18 protein-coding genes are annotated in these 18,065 nt (G+C 49.6%); all 18 read right to left on the reverse strand.

Going from position 1 to position 18,065, the window contains the following annotated elements; genetic code table 11:
- Positions 1-2: 2 nt before the first annotated feature.
- The 18 genes from PHR44_07355 to PHR44_07440 all read right to left on the reverse strand — a co-directional run bounded on the left by PHR44_07355 (position 3) and on the right by PHR44_07440 (position 17,913).
- Complete coding sequence (locus PHR44_07355) at positions 3-1,010, reverse strand: GGDEF domain-containing protein (protein ID MDD4910473.1); 1,008 nt, start codon at positions 1,008-1,010, stop codon at positions 3-5.
- Positions 1,003-2,319 carry a sensor domain-containing diguanylate cyclase gene (locus PHR44_07360; GenBank protein MDD4910474.1) on the reverse strand — a complete coding sequence of 439 codons (1,317 nt, stop codon included), beginning with the start codon at positions 2,317-2,319 and terminating at the stop codon, positions 1,003-1,005. Before PHR44_07360 ends, PHR44_07355 begins: the two co-directional genes overlap by 8 nt.
- Positions 2,288-3,391: a sn-glycerol-3-phosphate ABC transporter ATP-binding protein UgpC gene (gene ugpC / locus PHR44_07365; GenBank protein ID MDD4910475.1), complete on the reverse strand. Its 1,104-nt coding sequence runs from the start codon at positions 3,389-3,391 to the stop codon at positions 2,288-2,290. The genes PHR44_07360 and ugpC overlap by 32 nt, the downstream gene beginning before the upstream one ends.
- 1 nt (position 3,392) lies before the next feature.
- Complete coding sequence (gene accD, locus PHR44_07370; GenBank protein ID MDD4910476.1) at positions 3,393-4,232, reverse strand: acetyl-CoA carboxylase, carboxyltransferase subunit beta; 840 nt, start codon at positions 4,230-4,232, stop codon at positions 3,393-3,395.
- Between the two features lie 2 nt (positions 4,233-4,234).
- Positions 4,235-5,512, reverse strand: a complete 1,278-nt coding sequence (locus PHR44_07375; GenBank protein ID MDD4910477.1) for a DUF1015 domain-containing protein — start codon at positions 5,510-5,512, stop codon at positions 4,235-4,237.
- Positions 5,513-6,571: a radical SAM protein gene (locus PHR44_07380; protein MDD4910478.1), complete on the reverse strand. Its 1,059-nt coding sequence runs from the start codon at positions 6,569-6,571 to the stop codon at positions 5,513-5,515.
- The gene (locus PHR44_07385; protein ID MDD4910479.1) at positions 6,568-6,933 is read right to left on the reverse strand and encodes a VanZ family protein; all 366 of its coding nucleotides are present in this window, start codon (positions 6,931-6,933) and stop codon (positions 6,568-6,570) included. The genes PHR44_07380 and PHR44_07385 overlap by 4 nt, the downstream gene beginning before the upstream one ends.
- Positions 6,926-7,183 carry a zinc ribbon domain-containing protein gene (locus PHR44_07390; protein ID MDD4910480.1) on the reverse strand — a complete coding sequence of 86 codons (258 nt, stop codon included), beginning with the start codon at positions 7,181-7,183 and terminating at the stop codon, positions 6,926-6,928. The genes PHR44_07385 and PHR44_07390 overlap by 8 nt, the downstream gene beginning before the upstream one ends.
- 41 nt (positions 7,184-7,224) lie before the next feature.
- On the reverse strand, positions 7,225-8,379 hold the full coding sequence (gene dnaJ / locus PHR44_07395; GenBank protein ID MDD4910481.1) for a molecular chaperone DnaJ: 1,155 nt from the start codon (positions 8,377-8,379) through the stop codon (positions 7,225-7,227).
- Complete coding sequence (dnaK, locus tag PHR44_07400) at positions 8,379-10,277, reverse strand: molecular chaperone DnaK (protein ID MDD4910482.1); 1,899 nt, start codon at positions 10,275-10,277, stop codon at positions 8,379-8,381. The genes dnaJ and dnaK overlap by 1 nt, the downstream gene beginning before the upstream one ends.
- Positions 10,278-10,390: 113 nt before the next feature.
- Positions 10,391-10,891 carry a nucleotide exchange factor GrpE gene (gene grpE, locus PHR44_07405; protein MDD4910483.1) on the reverse strand — a complete coding sequence of 167 codons (501 nt, stop codon included), beginning with the start codon at positions 10,889-10,891 and terminating at the stop codon, positions 10,391-10,393.
- 15 nt (positions 10,892-10,906) lie between these two features.
- Complete coding sequence (locus PHR44_07410; GenBank protein ID MDD4910484.1) at positions 10,907-11,650, reverse strand: DeoR family transcriptional regulator; 744 nt, start codon at positions 11,648-11,650, stop codon at positions 10,907-10,909.
- A gap of 99 nt (positions 11,651-11,749) precedes the next feature.
- Positions 11,750-12,085, reverse strand: a complete 336-nt coding sequence (gene raiA / locus PHR44_07415; protein MDD4910485.1) for a ribosome-associated translation inhibitor RaiA — start codon at positions 12,083-12,085, stop codon at positions 11,750-11,752.
- An 11-nt stretch (positions 12,086-12,096) separates the two neighbouring features.
- The gene (gene hflX / locus PHR44_07420) at positions 12,097-13,431 is read right to left on the reverse strand and encodes a GTPase HflX (protein MDD4910486.1); all 1,335 of its coding nucleotides are present in this window, start codon (positions 13,429-13,431) and stop codon (positions 12,097-12,099) included.
- Positions 13,415-14,368, reverse strand: coding sequence for a tRNA (adenosine(37)-N6)-dimethylallyltransferase MiaA (gene miaA / locus PHR44_07425; GenBank protein MDD4910487.1), 954 nt, complete (start codon positions 14,366-14,368; stop codon positions 13,415-13,417). The genes hflX and miaA overlap by 17 nt, the downstream gene beginning before the upstream one ends.
- Positions 14,369-14,375: 7 nt before the next feature.
- The gene (locus PHR44_07430) at positions 14,376-15,161 is read right to left on the reverse strand and encodes an SPOR domain-containing protein (GenBank protein ID MDD4910488.1); all 786 of its coding nucleotides are present in this window, start codon (positions 15,159-15,161) and stop codon (positions 14,376-14,378) included.
- Positions 15,161-16,273, reverse strand: a complete 1,113-nt coding sequence (gene miaB / locus PHR44_07435) for a tRNA (N6-isopentenyl adenosine(37)-C2)-methylthiotransferase MiaB (protein ID MDD4910489.1) — start codon at positions 16,271-16,273, stop codon at positions 15,161-15,163. The genes PHR44_07430 and miaB overlap by 1 nt, the downstream gene beginning before the upstream one ends.
- Positions 16,270-17,913 (reverse strand): recombinase family protein, encoded by a 1,644-nt coding sequence (locus PHR44_07440; GenBank protein ID MDD4910490.1) that lies wholly within the window; start codon positions 17,911-17,913, stop codon positions 16,270-16,272. Before PHR44_07440 ends, miaB begins: the two co-directional genes overlap by 4 nt.
- Positions 17,914-18,065 lie beyond the last annotated feature (152 nt).

Below are 18,065 nucleotides of genomic sequence, written 5' to 3' on the forward strand. Positions count from 1 at the left end.
AGTTATCGTTGATCCTGCCCGAATATGCGGACTATGTTCCTGCCGGACCTCTTGGCGTCATACAAGGCAGAATCAGCCCTGTCTATCAGATCATGGAGATTATCCGCGTCCTCCGGAAATATGCTGGCGCCTATACTTATGGTGATCTTGAGCTTTTCATCGTAGGCCTTGAATGCCGTGGACTCAACGGCCTTTCTTATACGTTCTGAGACCATCCTTGTCTTTTCGGTAGCGGTCTCCGTAAGCATGATCACAAACTCCTCGCCTCCGAACCTGCCTATAAGGTCTACCTGACGAAGGTTATCCTTTATGATCCTGGCGCATTCTTTCAGGGCCGCGTCTCCGGCCAGGTGCCCGTAAGTATCGTTTATCTGTTTAAAATTATCCAGGTCGGCCATAAGCAGGGAAAAACTCAGTTGAAATTTCTTTGAACGCGACAACTCGCCCTCCATCCTCTCCAGCGCGTACCTTCTGCTGAATATACCGCAAAGCGCGTCGGTGATCGCCAGCCGCTGGACCTCTTCGTAAAGGTAGGCGCGCCTCAAGCCCAGGACCAGCTGATTTTTAAGGATAGAGCAGGCCTCCCTGCTTTTCGGGTCCATGCCGCTTACAACCAGCGCCTGTTTCTCCGTACCCAACTCAAGCTCAAACACCTCATGGGCCTGAGGGTATTTTTCAGGCGAATATTCTTTGACAAACTCGCAAGCGCCGTAATCAACATGCCTCTTCAACAGCTCTTTAAATGTATCCTGGACCTCCTGCGGCTTAAGGGACTTATTTATCTCCCTGGCCAGGTCATAAAGAGCTATTATGGAGGAAAGCCGTTCCTCCTGACGCGCGCTGTCCCGCTTGAGCTCTTCTATGCTGGATCCTGTCTCATCGCAGGATACCCGCAGATCATTTATCTCGCTTTTGATCTTAATGCCGCGCGACTGCCGGTATCTCCGGAATAATATTACCAGCCACGCTCCGGACAGCGATACTATTAACAGCAATATAAAGTTACGCACTACACACCCTGTCCCTGCCCTGTTCTTTTGCCCTGTAAAGGGCGCGGTCAGCGGCCTCTATTATGCCTTCCACGCTTTCCGCGTCGTCGGGAAAACAAGCCACGCCCGCGGACACCCTTACTCTCGTAGGTACCCTTCTTAAGATTACCTCCTCTGAAGATATCTTTTCTCTCAGGCCTTCGGCAAATCTTACGGCTTCGTCTTTGGAGGAACCGGGCAAAACAACGGCGAATTCCTCCCCTCCAAAGCGCGATACGACCGCCTGGGTTTGTGGACAGGCGCTCAGAAGTATCTCGGACAGCCGCCTGAGGACTATATCGCCGGCTGTATGGCCGTACCTGTCGTTATATTCCTTGAAGTGATCTATATCCATCATAAGAAAGGAGAAGGCGCTTTTTCCTCTCGCGGCCTTATCTACTTCCTCTTGCAGGCGCTCGGACAAATACCGCCTTAAGTAAAGCCCTGTAAGCCCGTCGCGCACCGCAAGCTGCAATGTCTGCTGATAAAACTGGGCGTCTTCGATCGCCACCGCCCCAAGGTCGGCTATCGCCTTTAACAGGCGCAGATCATCAAGAGAAAAAGCGCTTTCGGCCGCGCTGTCCATCCTCAATACGCCGACTACGTTGCTGTCGCTTATAAACGGAGCGGCAATAAGCGAGGTGACGCCGCGCCGTTCTTCCTGCCCCATGCCCTCTATGTCAAAACGGAAATCGTTATTTATGTCTTCCACTATAAGGGCGGAGGTATGCTTCAATACCCAGCGGTCAAAGACGTCCCCTTTCTTGGCCTTTATAACTACGGCTGATTCCTTGCGCGAGGCAACCAATTCCAATTGCTGATTCCGTATATCCGTAAGGTACAAAAGACAATTTCCCCTGCCGCCGGTCATCCGGTAAGTGCTGTCCACAATAATGGAAATGACTTCATCGACATCCGTGCTGCCGCCTAACTTTTCAGCAAGCATCCTCAGCGATCCATAGCTTGCCACCCTGGAATAAAGCGATGTATTTACGGCTGTGAGGTTATTGAATTCAGAGGCCAGATAATTCTTCTTTTCCTGAAATTTCTCCAGCTCTACCTTAAGATGGCTGTCTTTATCGGATTCTCTTCTGTGGATGGTATAGCATAACGCGAGGAATGCCGCGTAGATCAAAAGAATATACGGCGAGAGGCCCGGTTTATTGTTCGCGGCACGCAGGGGATAGAAGAAAAAAAGGAAGGCCAGACTTACTGCCAGGATTACCCTTACGGCGCGGGGGGTTCTGCCGTAAAGCAGATCAACAAATGGTTTCTTCGGTATATTTATCAAAAAAGTGCGCCTTGCTCATATCGAAAACCACATCCATATCCTGGTTGACCTTGGGGCGGTCATGGGCGCCGACGCGCGCGATAAAGGTATGGACGCCGGTATTGAGGTAAAGGTATACCTCGGAGCCCATGGGTTCGACCACCTCGCAGTTCACCCTGACGATATTCTCAGGTGCCGCCTCCGAAACGAACAACTTATCGTATATGTCTTCCGAACGTATGCCGAAAATCACCTGCTTGCCTGTATACGGCGTTAACTTCTTATGCATATCCTCAACGAGTTTGACCTGAAGCTTTCCCTCGTCAAAATAGATCTTGCCGTCTTTCTGGATTATACGGCCGTTCATAAAATTCATGGGGGGAGAACCTATAAATCCCGCCACGAACTTATTCCTGGGGAAATCGTATATGGATACGGGGTCGTCTATCTGCTGTATTACCCCGTCCTTCATTACGGCTATCCTGTCGCCCATGGTCATCGCCTCAACCTGGTCGTGCGTGACATAGATCATGGTGGTCTGCAGGCGTATGTGCAGTTTATGGATCTCGGTGCGCATCTGCACCCTCATTTTGGCGTCAAGATTGCTTAATGGTTCGTCAAAAAGAAAAACAAGGGGCTTCCTTACAATGGCCCTGCCCACGGCAACCCTCTGGCGCTCTCCGCCTGAGAGCTCCCTCGGCCGCCTGTCCAGAAGCTTCTTTATGCCGAGGATCTCCGCCGCGTCATTGACCCTCTGTTTTATCTCCTGCTTAGGGTAACGCTTCAGCCGCAGGCCGAAAGACATATTTTCAAAAACAGTCATATGGGGGTAGAGGGCGTAGTTCTGGAAAACCATAGCTATGTTCCTATCCTTGGCCGGCATATTATTGACTATCTTATCGCCGAGAAAGATATCCCCCTCTGTCGCCTCTTCAAGCCCCGCTATCATCCGCAAGATAGTTGATTTGCCGCACCCGGAGGGACCGACCAGGATCATAAACTGCTTGTTGTCCACGCCCAGATTCACCTTGTCTACGGCAACTATGTTCCCCGGATAGACCTTGGTCAGATTTCTTAAGCTTACCTGCGCCATATCAACTTAAATAATCTATCAGCCGAGAGACCGTGTCCTTAAGGTTCTTCCTGTGCACGATCATATCTATAAGCCCGTGTTCAAGAAGGAACTCGGAGCGCTGGAAACCCTCGGGGAGCTTCTGGCGTATTGTCTGTTCTATCACGCGCGGCCCGGTAAAACCTATCAGCGCCTTCGGCTCAGCCATTATGCAATCGCCTATACCGGCAAAAGACGCCATGATCCCCGCCATGGTCGGGTCGGTGAGCAAAGATATATAAAGCAGCCCCGCCTTATTGTGCCGGGCAAGGGCGGCCGTTGTCTTTGCCATCTGCATAAGCGAATACATCCCTTCATACATACGGGCTCCTCCGCCTGAACCGGACACGATCAACATGGGCAGCTTCATCTGCGTCGCCCTTTCTATGGCGCGGGTTATTTTCTCGCCTACGACAGAACCCATGGAGCCCATTATAAAACGCGAATCGGTCACCGCGATCACGGCAGGCCTGTCATTGATCCTGCCCTCGCCCGTAACCACGGCCTCTTTCAAGCCCGTCGCCTGGACATCCTGCTCCAGCTTATCTTTATATGTCTTGGGCCCCTTAAAATCCAGGGGGTCTTGCGAGACCATATCCCTGTCGCATTCTTTGAAAGACCCCGCGTCTAAGATCTGTTCAATACGTTCGTAGGCGCCCAGCTGAAAATGATAGCCGCATTTGGGGCAGACCATCAGATTCTCCTTCAATTCCTTATTATATATGGCCTGCTGGCACTCCTCGCACTTGGTCCATAACCCGTCGGGAATACCCTTCTTTTTGAATCTTACTATGGTATATTTCGGTTTACCGAATAGAGCCATGCCTAATCGAATTTATGGATAGTCAACCCGGTCAGGATCTTCGGATAGAAGAAGGTTGACTTAGGGGGCATCTTCTCCAGTTTTGACGCCACCTTTAATAACTGATTTATCTTAATGGGATTCAGGATAAAAACCAATTCCGCGTCATCCCTGTCCACGGCGTTTATCGCCTCATCCGCGCTATGCATATAAGATATCTTATCGTAATCTGTAAATTCAATGCCCAGCGCCCCCTTCAATATCAGGTAATTAAATACGGTGACGTCCAGGCCCTTGAATTCCTTCGGTTTATCGATCTCAATTATTCTATCTAAAATAACCCCGTCCTTCAAGCGAATATAGGAGAATTTATTCTTTCTATACAGCACAAACGCGCAGCAATTATCGCGTGATCTTCTAAGGAGCGAGAACGCCGACTGCCTGCTCACGCCGGACTCTATATCAAAGTAACGCGAAAGCGCCCCCTCCAGACCGGAAACGGTATTCCTGTCCAGGCCCCTGATAAGCCGGTGAATAGGCAGTATAACCAGCCCGTCTGAATCAGCGGCGGTAAAATAAGACATTATATAATTAACGGGGGCATCGTCTCCCAGCCCCGGGTCGGCCTTCTTTTGTTCCATCAGATAGTTACATGCCACCTCAAAGCGATGGTGGCCATCGGCAATAAACACCGGCTTCTTTCTCATCTTTCTGGTTACAAGACCGATCGATTCCTTATCCTCAAGCCGCCAGAGTTGGCTCTCTATGCCCTCTCTGTCTTTGATCTTCAAAAGCGGCTTGCCCTTTCTAACGCATTTATTAAATACCCGCTCTATGATCTTTTCCTTGTCCTTGAACAGGATAAATATGGGGCTTAAGTTCGCCCGCACCTTTCTCAGCAGCTGAAGGCGGTCCTCCTTCGGGGCGAGATTTGTGTGCTCGTGCGGCAGTATGCCCCGTTCCTGCGAAAGCTTGAGCAGCGCGATAAAACCGACGCGCATTACCTTCCTGCCCTCAAACAAAAATGTCTGCCTTAAAAAGTATATCCCTTCGGAATCGTCCTTGAGGAGCACCCGGCCCCTTAACCATTCGCTGAATTGTCCGGCGGCGGCGGAATATTTATCTCCGGCAGCGTTGTCCCCGGGGAGGATAAGATTTATTATATTATATTGGCTTTGGCCACGGTAGGTATCGGTGTCCTCCGGGCCGATAACATCGTAAGGCGGGCAGACGACCGTGGCGGCGTCTTTTACCTTAGATCGATTATAACGGACAGCGCTAAAGGGCTTTACGTCGGCCATCTAAAGAAAGTTCTTATGTTCTCTGGGTTGAGATATATTCCATAATATCTGATTAAAGGTGTTATCGCGGCAAAGCGGGATACAATCGGCAAAATCAATGCGCCCCACCGCCTTCATCCTTTGCTCCGAATTCCAGATATCCTTGAAGGCGCTCTTGTTCAGGTCGCCTATGCAATATTTCCGGTTTCCCCTCATATGGCAGCACAGGTACATTTTGCCGTCCGCGCCCACTACGGTCGCGAATTGGTGGCCGAAGCACCTGCCGTAATTGCGGCCGTAATCCTTATGTTTCATCATCTCGTATTTATGCCGGGAAAATAAAACGCTGAAATCTTCACAGTCCTCTTTGAGCGCCTCATTCAGCTCTTTTTCTATGTCCAGCAGATCGTAGTAAAACCTGCCGTTATTATGGATCTGCATCGGCCGGAATTGAAGATAGTCCACGCCTATCTCTTTAAACAATTCCGCGGCCCTGCGCATGTCCTTTCTGGTGTACCTGCTGGTAAGAAAGCCCACGCCGACCGTGACAGAGGCGGCAAATTGCCGTTTTTTCTCTACCAGCATTCTTATCTTCTTCAGCAGCTTGTTAAAGGCCTCCCTGCCGGACCCGTGCGTCTTTTTATACACGGAGGCGCTCGCGGCATCAACCGACACGCGTATCCAGAGGCAATTCTGTATTAAGATCTCGGCTATGCGCTCTGTTATCAGGGCGCCGTTTGTTATAAAGCCGACATCCATGCCCAGCTTCCTGGACAACACTACCATGGCGGCTGTCTTCGGGTTGCATAACGGCTCTCCTCCGCCGGTAAATATCAGGCCTCTCACCGCCGCTTTTGCAAGCTGCCTCAATATCTTCTTTGCCAGCCCTTCAGGAAGTAAGTCGTTTTTGCTGTCCCGGAAATACATTCCGCTGCATTGCGGGCATCTATGGTTGCATATGTTGGACATATCAAATTCAACTGTAATAGGAGGGGGGTTCTCCCCTCTCGTCCAGGCGGACACCCTGTCCAGATGTTTCAATATCTTATCGGAACTGAATTGTTTTACGTCAAAATTCATTTAAAGTGAAAGAATAGGACCGCTAAAAAACCGCCGAGCGCGTCAAAGCAGACGTCTAAGAAAGAAGGGTCCCTCAGGGGGACGAATGCCTGGTGTAACTCGTCGGTTATGCCATAAAATAATACCAGAATAAAACTGAATAAGTATTTCTTTTGATCTGATAAAGACGGCGCGGCCTTATAGAATGCCCTCAGCAGCAATATGCCCAAAATCAGATAAACCAGGGTATGAAGCACCTTGTCCTGAAAAACAAACCACGGCTTAATATCCGCGCCCGGTATAGAAGAGCCGCAGAATATAAGGGCCGCCCATATTAATGCCGGCAGCCAGGGAAGAAACCTGCCGTATGTATTCTCAGGCATTGGGGCAATTTGAGCAGGAAGGCGAAGACGAAGGGCATTTACCGGGCGCCCCTTCTTTTTGGGGCGCGGGCTTTCTGTAATCAGTAGCGTAGAATCCGCTGCCCTTAAAGATTATACCCCCTCCCGCGCTTATCAGGCGCCTGGCGCTCTTGCCGCATTTAGAACAGGACTCGATCGGTTTATCATTTATGTTCTGAAAAACCTCAAATTTGTGCTTACAACTTGCGCATTCATATTCGTATGTAGGCATTGTTCCTCCAATTCCCCACACGTAAGTGTGGGGTCCATCAGTTACCGAAACACTTTCTTTACCTTATCTGTAAAACTCTCTTTTGTATCCACGCTCTCGCCCGAGGCGCGGGCAAATTCTTCCATCAACCGCCTTTGCTCTGAATTAAGCTGCGCGGGTATTTCAACCGTCACCCGGACCAGTTCATCTCCCGTCGAGCCGCCGTGGACATCGGGCATACCCTTGCCTTTCAACCTGAAGACCTTTCCGCTCTGCGTGCCGGGAGGGATTCTCATATTGACCATGCCGCTTAAAGTGGGTACTTCTATTTCGCCTCCCAGCACTGCCTTGGACAAAGTCAATGCCGCCTCGTAGAAAAGGTCGTTATCGTCACGTTTGAATACGGGGTGCTCTTTTATCCTTACCAGCACATAAAGGTCCCCGCTGCCTGCCTCACCCGCCTCGCCTTCGCCTCTTAATCTTAAGTGAGAACCGTCGCTTATTCCCGCGGGGATCTTGACTTTGATCTTACGCTGCTGCTTTACGCGGCCTTCTCCGTAACATTTTGAACAGGGAGTAGAAATAACCTTGCCTTCTCCCCGGCAGTTGGGGCAGGTCTGCGTCAGTTGAAAAAAGCCGCTTGAGACGCTGACGCGGCCGCTGCCCCTGCATTTCGGGCAATTCGCCTTCTTAGTGCCGGGTTTGGCGCCGCTTCCGGAACAATTGCCGCAGAGCTCATAGCGGCTGATCTCCAGCGCCTTCTCAACCCCCTCGTATGCCTCCTCTAAAGTGACATCTGCCGCGAACTCTAAGTCCCTTCCGCGCCTGCTGCGGCGGCCTGACGGCCGGCCCCTGCCGGCGCCGAAAATATCAAAACCCAGATCTCCGAATATCCCTTCAAAAATACTGCCTCCGGCGCCAAGCCCTTCAAAGATACTGGAGAAATCAGCCCCTCTGAATATGTCCTCATAGGAATATTTCTGGTCAACTCCCGCGTGGCCGTACTGGTCGTAAAGCAAGCGCTTATTAGGGTCGGAAAGCACGGCGTAGGCCTCTGATATTTCCTTGAACTTCTCTTCGGCGCCTTTTTTCTGTTCCGCGGGCACCCTGTCAGGATGATGCTTCAAGGCGAGATTCCTATACGCCTTCTTTATCTCATCGGTAGAGGCGCCCTTGTTTATGCCCAGCACTTCATAATAGTCACGCTTGGTAGACATTACTTTTTGTCGTCTTCTTCCTTATACTCCGCGTCGATCACATCATCTTTTTTCTTGTCCTGCCTCGGCTCTTCCCTGCCGGCCTCTTCCGGCTGCCCCTGCGCTTGCGCCTGGCCCTGCTGCTTGGCTTGAGCCTGCTTGTATACCTCCTCGGCAAGCTTATGAGAGGCCTGCATCAGTTCTTCCGTGCCCTTCTTTATCTTATCAACATCCGTCCCTTTCAACGCCTCTTTCAGGGCATCGGACTTCTTTTGAATATCTTCTTTATCCGAAGCAGAGACCTTATCGCCGAAATCCTTTAAAGATTTTTCCGTGGCATACACCAGGGAATCCGCCTGATTCCTTATCTCTACCTCTTCTTTCTTCCTGGTATCATCCGCGGCGAATTTTTCCGCTTCTTTGACCATCTTTTCGATCTCTTCCTTGGAAAGCTTTTTAGGAGCGGTTATGCGCATGCTCTGCTCCTTGCCTGTGCCAAGGTCTTTGGCGCTTACATGCACAATACCATCCCTGTCAATGTCAAAGGCAACCTCTATCTGGGGCACGCCGCGGGGAGCCGCGGGTATACCTATCAGATCAAACCTCCCCAGCTCAGTATTATCGTTGGCCATCTGGCGCTCACCCTGAAGAACCCGCACCGTAACCGCTGTTTGATTATCCGCGGCCGTAGAAAACACCTGGCTTTTCCTCGTGGGTATGGTTGTGTTGCGCTCGATCAACTTTGTAAATACTCCCCCCAAGGTCTCTATGCCTAAGGATAAAGGCGTAACATCAAGCAGGAGAACCTCTTTCGCGTCTCCCTTGATAATGGCGGCCTGGATTGCCGCGCCCAGAGCAACGCATTCCATCGGGTCTATGCCGCGCTCTATTTTCTTGCCCACTAAATCCTCAAGGAACTTCTGCACAACAGGCATCCTTGTGGGGCCGCCTACCATTATTATCTTATCTATATCATTAGGCGTAAGGTTGGCATCTTTTAGCGCCTGCTCTACGGGGTGCCTGCAGCGGTCGATTATAGGGCCGACCAGTTCTTCCAGCTTTGACCGCGTCATTGACATGGTCAGATGCTTGGGGCCGGACGCGTCGGCGGTAATAAAGGGAAGGTTTATATCCGTCGTAAGCGTGCTGGAGAGCTCAACCTTCGCTTTTTCCGCCCCTTCCCTTACTCTCTGGAGGGCCATCTTGTCATTCCTTATATCAATGCCGCTTTCCTTCTTGAATTTATCGGCAATATAGTCGATCAGCACATTGTCCATATCCGTGCCGCCGAGACGCGTGTCGCCGTTGGTGGCCTTGACTTCAAATCCGCCGGCGCCATGCTCCTTATCGTGCCACATATCCATAACGGTGACATCCAGCGTTCCACCGCCGAAATCAAACACCATGATCTTCATTTCCTTGCCGACCTTATCAAGGCCGTACGCGAGGCAGGCGGCGGTCGGCTCATTGATTATCCTCAGGACCTTCAGGCCCGCGATCTCTCCGGCGTCCTTCGTTGCCTGGCGCTGGTTATCGTCAAAGTAAGCCGGGCAGGTGATCACCGCCTCTTCCACTTTATCGCCAAGATAGCTTTCAGCATCCTGCTTTATCTTCTGAAGGATGAACGCGGATATCTGCTGCGGCGTGTATTCCCTGCCGAATACCTTATAATGGAAATCCTCCCCCATCTTTCGCTTGGCCGCCTGAATAGTGCCTTCCGCGTTTATGGCTGCCTGCCTTCTCGCCGGCTCGCCTACCAGCCGCTGCCCGTCTTTGGTAAAGGCAACGACTGAAGGGAACGCCTTGCCCGAGGCAATGCCCGCGCCTTCAGCAGAAGGGATGATCACAGGCCTGCCTGCCTCCATTACAGCCGCCGCTGAGTTTGATGTTCCTAAATCGATACCGATTACACGCGCCATTTCTTATACCTCCTTGAGCACCTTAAGTTTTTATTTAGCGAAACTTCGACGAGTGCATTAAAATTTTGCTCTTTAAAATTTTAATGCTTCTTACGAGTCGAAGCACAACACTCTCAGGGTTTCTTTGATACCTTGACCTTGGCAGTGCGGATAACCTTGCCGTTAAGCATATATCCTTTTTGCAATTCCTCGATCACGACACCCTCGTCCACGTCTTTAGATTCCTGCTGCATAAGCGCTTCCTGGGTATTGGGGTCAAAGGGCCTGCCTTTTGTGTTTATAGGGGCCAGGCCGTGGCCGCGGAGCAGTTCATAAAGCTGGGCAAGCACCATTTCCATACCCTTCAAAAAACCCTGAAAATCCTCATGCTTTGATTCGGCCAGCTCTATCGCCCGCTCAAGGTTATCCACGGTGCTGAGCAGATTTAAAACTATCTCTTCGCAGGCGTATTTGGCAAACTCCACCTTCTCCTTCTCCCAGCGCTTTCGCGCGTTGTCAAATTCGGCGTGAAGGCGCAAAAATTTATCGTAATGCTCTTCCGCTTTAGACGCGGCCTCTTTAAGTTTGTTGAGCTCTTCCTCTTTCAGGGTGACCGTCTTTTCTACGGGCTCCATAACTTATGTCCTCACTTAAAATTGGCTTAATATCTCAGACACCCTCTCGGATAAGTATCCAAGCGTGGGTATGAGCCGCTCGTAATCCATGCGCCGCGGCCCGAACACCGCCATCCTTCCCGACGGCTTGTCCTTGACGTTGTATTTTGACACGATTATCGCGCATTCATCCATATCCGGCCAATTAAGTTCACTGCCGATATATATCTTCACGTTCTCCTCTATCTCGCGGTTAAGTATGTCTATGAGGCGCTGCTTTTCCTCCAATATTCTCAAGATGCCCCTTAAGCGCTCAATATTCCTGAATTCCGGCTGTTCAGCGAAACAGCTGAAGCCCGTAAAAAACAGATGCTCGCTGTCGTCAACTGAAGAAACGATCCCGGTAGTATGCGTTATATGAAATATGGCCTCTGAAGTGGTCTCCAGGGCGTCTTCAAGCCGCTTGATACGCCTGTCTATCCTGTCTATTTCGCTTGAAACCTTTTCCTTCTCCTCATTAAGGATGTCCATCTGGGAACGCAGGAAATCAACATAGTAACGATAGCCTTTATCGGTAGGAACCCTGCCTGCTGAAGTATGAGGATGGGTCAGATAGCCGTCTTCCTCAAGTTGGGAAAGCACATTTCTTATGGTAGCGGGGCTATAGTCAAAATTCCGGCAGATAGAGTCCGAACTTACAGGTATGGCTGTCCTTATGTAAGAATTGATAACCGCGGCCAGCACCCTCCATTTACGCGTGTCAGAATCATATTTATGCATTCTCGCCTCCCCTGTAAGGGAATTTTAGCACTCTCGGGTTGAGAATGCTAAAATTTGATTTTAGCATAAATCAATGCTTTGTCAAACTTAATTTTAAGCTTATTGTCTCTTAAAATGGGCCAGCTTTTTCTTGTCCTGCCGCCCCCTGGATTTCAATTTCTCGGCCCGCCTGATCAGGCCCTCAAAGGCGAATTTTGTCGCCGTGAACAGGTCCGCGGCATTTTCACTGCACTTAAGCACTGTCTGCGGCATGCTTAAATTGAGATGAGCGGTATATTCCTCCTTATGAGGGTTTCTCTCCAGCGATACCTTAAGACGCAGCAGGTCTTCGGGAAAATGCGCGAGATGGCAACTTAACTTACCGCTTTTTTCTTCTATGAACGATCTCACGTCAGGCGTGACTTCCAGGCGCTTGGTTATGACATCAGTCCGCATATACCCTCCAATCAGTTAATGACCCTCACCCCTGCCCGGCCTTTTATTTTGTCGGCATCCACGGCAGGGATCACGCAGTCCACGATCGCTTCTTCAGGGCCGTATTCAACACTGAGCACTTTGCCCTCCTTGTAGATCATATCCAATACGGACAACCTGTTCATAGGTATGCTTAATTTGATCCGCGCGAGGATAAAAGACAGTTTTTCTTCGATCTTATGCAGCAGCCCTTCCAGATTTTCCCCTGTCTTTGCCGATATGGCCACGGAATCGGGAAACTCCACTTTAAAACGCTCTATCCAGGAACGGTCGTCTAATTTATCTATCTTGTTCAGCGCCGTGATCATCGGCTTGGCCGCGCAGCCAAGAAGGCCCAGGACCTCAAGGACCGCCTTTCTGTGCTCCGGCGCCTGACGGTGGGAAATATCCAGCACGTTTATAAGCAGGTCTGCCTCTATTACTTCCTCAAGCGTTGCCTTGAACGCTTCTATTAAGCCGTGCGGAAGCTGGTGCAAAAAACCCACTGTGTCGGAAATGACTATATGCTGGCCGTTAGGCAGGGTAAGCGCCCTGGAAAGAGGGTCAAGCGTGGTAAACAAAAGCCCCTTTACCTCCTGCGCGGCGGATGTAAGTGAGTTTATCAAGGTGGACTTACCCGCGTTGGTGTAGCCGACCAGCGCGGCAGAGGCAAGGGTGGATGCATGCCTCTTTTTCCTCATCAAGGCGCGTTGATCGCGCATATGGCCTAATTCGTCCCTTAATTTTTCTATGCGCTTCCTTATCCTCCTTCTGTCAACTTCAAGCTTCTTCTCGCCCGGCCCGCGCGTGCCTATGCCGCCTCCCAGCCGCGAAAGCATTATGCCCTTGCCTGTCAGCCGCGGGATCAGGTATTCAAGCTGCGCCAGTTCAACCTGCGCCTTGCCCTCCTGAGAGCGGGCATGCCTGGCGAATATATCCAGGATCAACTGCGTCCTGTCAATGACCTTTTTACCTATCAGCTCCTCGAGGTTCCTCTGCTGAGTCCCTCCCAGGTTATGGCTGAAGATAACGGTATCGATCTCCCCGCTCAGGCAGGCCTCGCGTATCTCCTCAACCTTGCCCTTGCCTATAAAGAAATTCGGCGTGGGCTTATCCCTCACCACTATCATCTCTCCCGCCGCCAGGCAGCCGGTCGTGCGGGTAAGCTCCTTAAGCTCATCCAGGTAATCCTCCGGCTGCCATTGGTCCCTGTCAGTATCAACCCTTCGACTACGCTCAGGGTTGATACTGAGCGCAGTCGAAGTATCAAAACGCACTACGACAAGCAACGCCCTTTCCTTCTTCCTGAGCTCAATTGTTTCTTTCATTATTCTTCTCCGCCAACCTTAAAATACCGCTCACAATCCGGCCGGCTGGCTGCCGCCTTTTTATTGTAAGCCATTTGATCCTCTTATCCTTCCTGAAATAAGTCATCTGGCGCTTCGCGTATCTTCTTGTGTTCTTCTTGATAAGTTCTATCGCCTCGTCAAGAGTAAGCGCGCCTTCAAGATACGCCTTTATCTCTGTAATGCCTATTGCCGCCCCTGATGTACGGCTGAGCCCCTTTCCCAAAAGGCGCTTTACCTCTTCAACCAGGCCCGATCTGATCATTGAATCCACTCTTTTGTTTATCCTCTCATAGATCAGGCCTCTATCCGCGGCCAGTCCGATCACCTTTACATCATAGTCGCCGTAAATGCCCTTGCGCTGTTTCTGCCAGTAAGATATGGGCCTGCCTGTCTTCTCATAGACCTCCAGCGCCCTGACAACGCGCCGCAGGTCATTGGGGTGGATCTTTTGGGCGGCAGAAGGGTCAACGGACTTTAGCCTGTTATAAAGAAAATCGCCGCCTCTTTTCTCCGCCGACTTGAGCAATTCCTGCCTTATATCCTGTCCCCCGCCTCCCGCCTCTTTGAATATCCCGTCTAAAAGTATGCTCATATATAACCCTGTGCCGCCCACGAAAAGGGGTATCTTGCCGCGGGAATGTATCTCCTTTATCTTCTTAAGCGCCATTTTCCTGTAATCGGAAACGCTGAATGCGCGCCGCGCGGGAACAACATCGATCAGATGATGGGGAAACGCCTTTCTGTCATGAGGCGAAGGTTTGGAGCTTATTATGTCAAAGCCCTTATACACCTGCATTGAATCGCAGGAGACGATCTCCGCGCCAAGCTTCCCGGCAAGCGGCAGGGCCAAATGAGATTTGCCTATTGCCGTGGGGCCGATCAAAAATATTACTTTTTTTATAATGTCTTTTACCAATTAAGGGTCAGGGATAGATCCTGGTAGGATACCCGAGTCCGGCGAGCTGGCGCTCCAGTTTCAAGGCTTCGCTGCGGCTTTTTACCTTGCCTACCCTTACCTTATAAAATTTTCCCGAACCGCCGTTCTCCTCTACCACGTAACTGGAGAACCCTTTCTTCTTAAGCGCGCCCTTCAGCTTCTCCGCGTTGGCGCTGCCTTGAAAAGCGCCGACCTGGACCGTAAAAAAATCATTGCCCTCCTGAACGCTCCTGGAAAGGCGCGATTCTAAACTCAAAGGAAAATCCCGGCTTAGGGCGTCAAAATACGTCCTGGATCCCTGCCAGTCCCCTTGTTTCATACAGGCCTGCGCCAGCTTATAATAAGCAAGCGGCTTGATGTCCGAGCCCGAGCGGTCCTTGACTATATAAGCGTAACTCTCCCTTGCCTTCCGCAGGTCGCCGGCCAGCATATGCACATCTCCTCTTGAAACACAGGCATCAGCGACTAATTCGCTCTGGGGATACTCGTTTATTATGATATCAAAGATATCTCCCGCCCGGAGAAGGTTGCCCGCCTTCATATAGCTTATACCTAAAATATAATAGAGCCGGTCCAGCTCGCGGTGGTCCTTATACCGGGCGAGCAATGCCTCACACTCATCTATCGCGGAAAAATAGTCCTCGCTTAAGAAATATACTTCCGCCTTGTCAAGGTTCAGAGCATAAGAAGAAAAGGTAAAAGTAAAAAGTAAAAAGGTAAAACTTAGAAACATAAGACAGATTTTTTTAAACCGCCTTGAATTACTTTTCATCACTTTTGACTTTCTACTTTTAACTTTTTACTTTCTTTTGATATTTCTTTCTGCAATTCAAGGATCATTCTATGGCGCCTTTCTTTCTCTAACCTCGGCAGATCATCGGGAAACCGCGACGCCTTCGCGTGAGGCCGCGCTGAATACTTGAATATATACGCCTTATCAAATCTTACCTTCTTTACGAGATCAAATGTTTCCTGAAAATCCGCCTCGGCCTCACCGGGAAAACCGACGATGATATCGGTTGTCAGTTCGCCGCCGAGAACGATCTCCCTGTATTTTGTTATTATATCCAAATAACGCTCTTTTGTATAGCCCCTATTCATAAGCTTCAGGATCCTGTTAGAGGCGGACTGAAGCGGCAGGTGCAGGTATTTCTTGAGCTTATCGCAGTCCCGCATCGCCAGGAACAGGTCATCGCCGGCGTCCTTTGGGTGGCTGGTAATGAATGAAAATTGTTTGAGCCCCTTTACATCATTTACTAACCGTAATAACTGAGGAAAATTTATTGGCTCGGTTTTCAAATTATCTTTCCATTGATTCACATTCTGCCCTAGCAGCGTAATTTTAGTAATGCCGGCCTTAATATCTCCTTCTATCTCCTTAATGATATCCCGCGGGTTCCTATGCGTAAGTTTCCCGCGCGTATATGGCACAACGCAATAAGAGCAGAAATTCTCGCAGCCCTCGCTGATGACAACAAAGGCATGGTCTTTGTCCAGATGGAAACCGGTATGGTAGATCTCGTTGCCGCGCGATTCTCCGTCCAATTCATAGCGCTTCTTCTCAAGCAATCCTCTGTGTTTGTTTAAATCCTTAAGGATCTGCGGGATCTTCGCGATGTCGCGCGTTCCGGCTATAAAATCCACATTCGGCGCGCGGTTGAATATACCCTCGCGGTAACAATTCGCCATGCAGCCGACCACCCCGATGATCTTTTTGCCGCCCTTGGCCAAACTCCCCACCGCGCTCCAGACCTTATCCTCGGCGTGCTGACGCACGGAGCAGGTGTTAAAGATTACGACGTCAGCGTCGGCTTCGTCTTCAACCAGCCGATATCCTGCCTGTATCAGGAGTCCGGAGATCACTTCAGAGTCTCTCGCATTCATCTGGCACCCGAACGTGCGTACGTACACTCTAAGGCCCTTATGTGCATCTTGGGTTTTACTTGGCTTAACAGACATTCTATATCTTCCTTTGGCAATAGTGTTCTGAACGGTTCATACAAATCAACTTCTGTTATAACTCCTTCTTTCACAACGATTTTCTTAAACACCAATCTCAGGAGTGCCTTCTTCTCAAAGATGGATAGATTAGTCCGAGCTTTGGCGGGGTTATTCAATACAGAAGTCAGGAGGTTATTATATTCCTGAGAGGCTTCTTTTTCAATCAATTTCATTTCCAAACCCCTGATTTGCCGTTTTAATTTATCGTCCTCGTCCTTTAAGGGCTGCTGCGACCCCTTGTAAATCTCCTGACTGATACCACCGTCCAGATAAATCGCAGTAAGTTTCTTTTGTTTTTCGTGGTTATCATTAAGGGCCTTGCGGGCATTGTAAAAGGCCGCAATAATTTCATCGGACGGGTCTCCGGCCACTTTAAGCAGCTCAGTGTAACGCTTTTCTTTTACGGCATTGTGGGCTGCTGCCTTTTCTAATACCTCAAGAGCAAATTCATCGTACGAAGCCGCCACTATATTTCTGTTATTACATTCAATGCCTCTTGTTTCGCCTTTAAGCCGGCACCTGTACCATTTCTTTCTTTCCCCTGTCTTTCGGTTCGCGGTATTCGTCATCCCCAGATAGCTGCTTCCGCAAATTCCGCATCTTAAAATCCCCGTTAACAGATGTTCGTACTTGTTGAAAATTCTACGAATTGGTTTTCTGTTGTTTGCCAAACGCAACTGCACCTTCTTAAAGTCCTCATCGGTTATTATGGGCGTATGCGCGCCTTGGGCTTCAACAGTATCCGAGACCTTTCCGGGTAGATAACGGTAACCTTTACCATAACCGCCTTTTGTCTTTTCCTTCTTACTGTAATGCCGGCGGTTCCATATCAACTTGCCCGTATAAACCTTGTTCTTGAGAATGTCGCAGATTAACTTGCTGTGGAATTTTATCCCTGTTCTGGTTTTGTAACCCATGTGATATAAATGGGCCGTAATCTCTGAGGTTGTTTTGCCCAACAGATACATGGAATAGATAGTTTTGACAATCTCTGCCTGTTCAGGCACAACTTCCAACAGCTTCTTTTCCTTATTATAGTGATAACCGTACGGTGCAAATCGTGCACCTTGCCAATGACCGGCCTTTACGCCTTTAATCATACCGGGAAAAACTCGTTCCTTGATTCTGTTCCGTTCAAATTCAGCAAAGCTGCCCAACTGCTGAAACATTAAATTGCCAGCCGAGGTTGAAGTATCAAATGGCTCAGTGGCTGACTTAAAAGCAACCTCTTTTTCTGCAAGTTCCTCTACCAATGAAATCAAATCTTTTAACCGTCTGCTAAATCTATCAATCTTATATACTATTACCAAACCAAATTTTCCGTTTTTAACATCTGAAAGAAGCTGCTGAAGCGCAGGCCGCTCTTTTGTATATCCGCTTATACCCTCGTCTTTGTATATTTTATACACTTGATATTGTTCACGCTTAGCATACCCACACAGGTATTCCTCCTGTACTTCAAGGGAATAGCCTTCTCTTGCCTGGTCTTCAGTACTAACTCGTATGTAAATCGCAACTTTCATTCTTGGCCTGTTTAGTGTCTTTCTTTCGCATCTTTTCTAATAGTAAATTGAGGAACCGTACGTCTGCCTGATGCAGAATATGCACCAACTCATCAAGCCGGTATTCCGTATCGTTAATTTCAACACCTTGTTCTGTATCAATGGTAGCTTGC

Source organism: Candidatus Omnitrophota bacterium (genome assembly GCA_028707125.1).
Taxonomy (GTDB): domain Bacteria; phylum Omnitrophota; class Gorgyraeia; order Gygaellales; family JAQTUX01; genus JAQTUX01.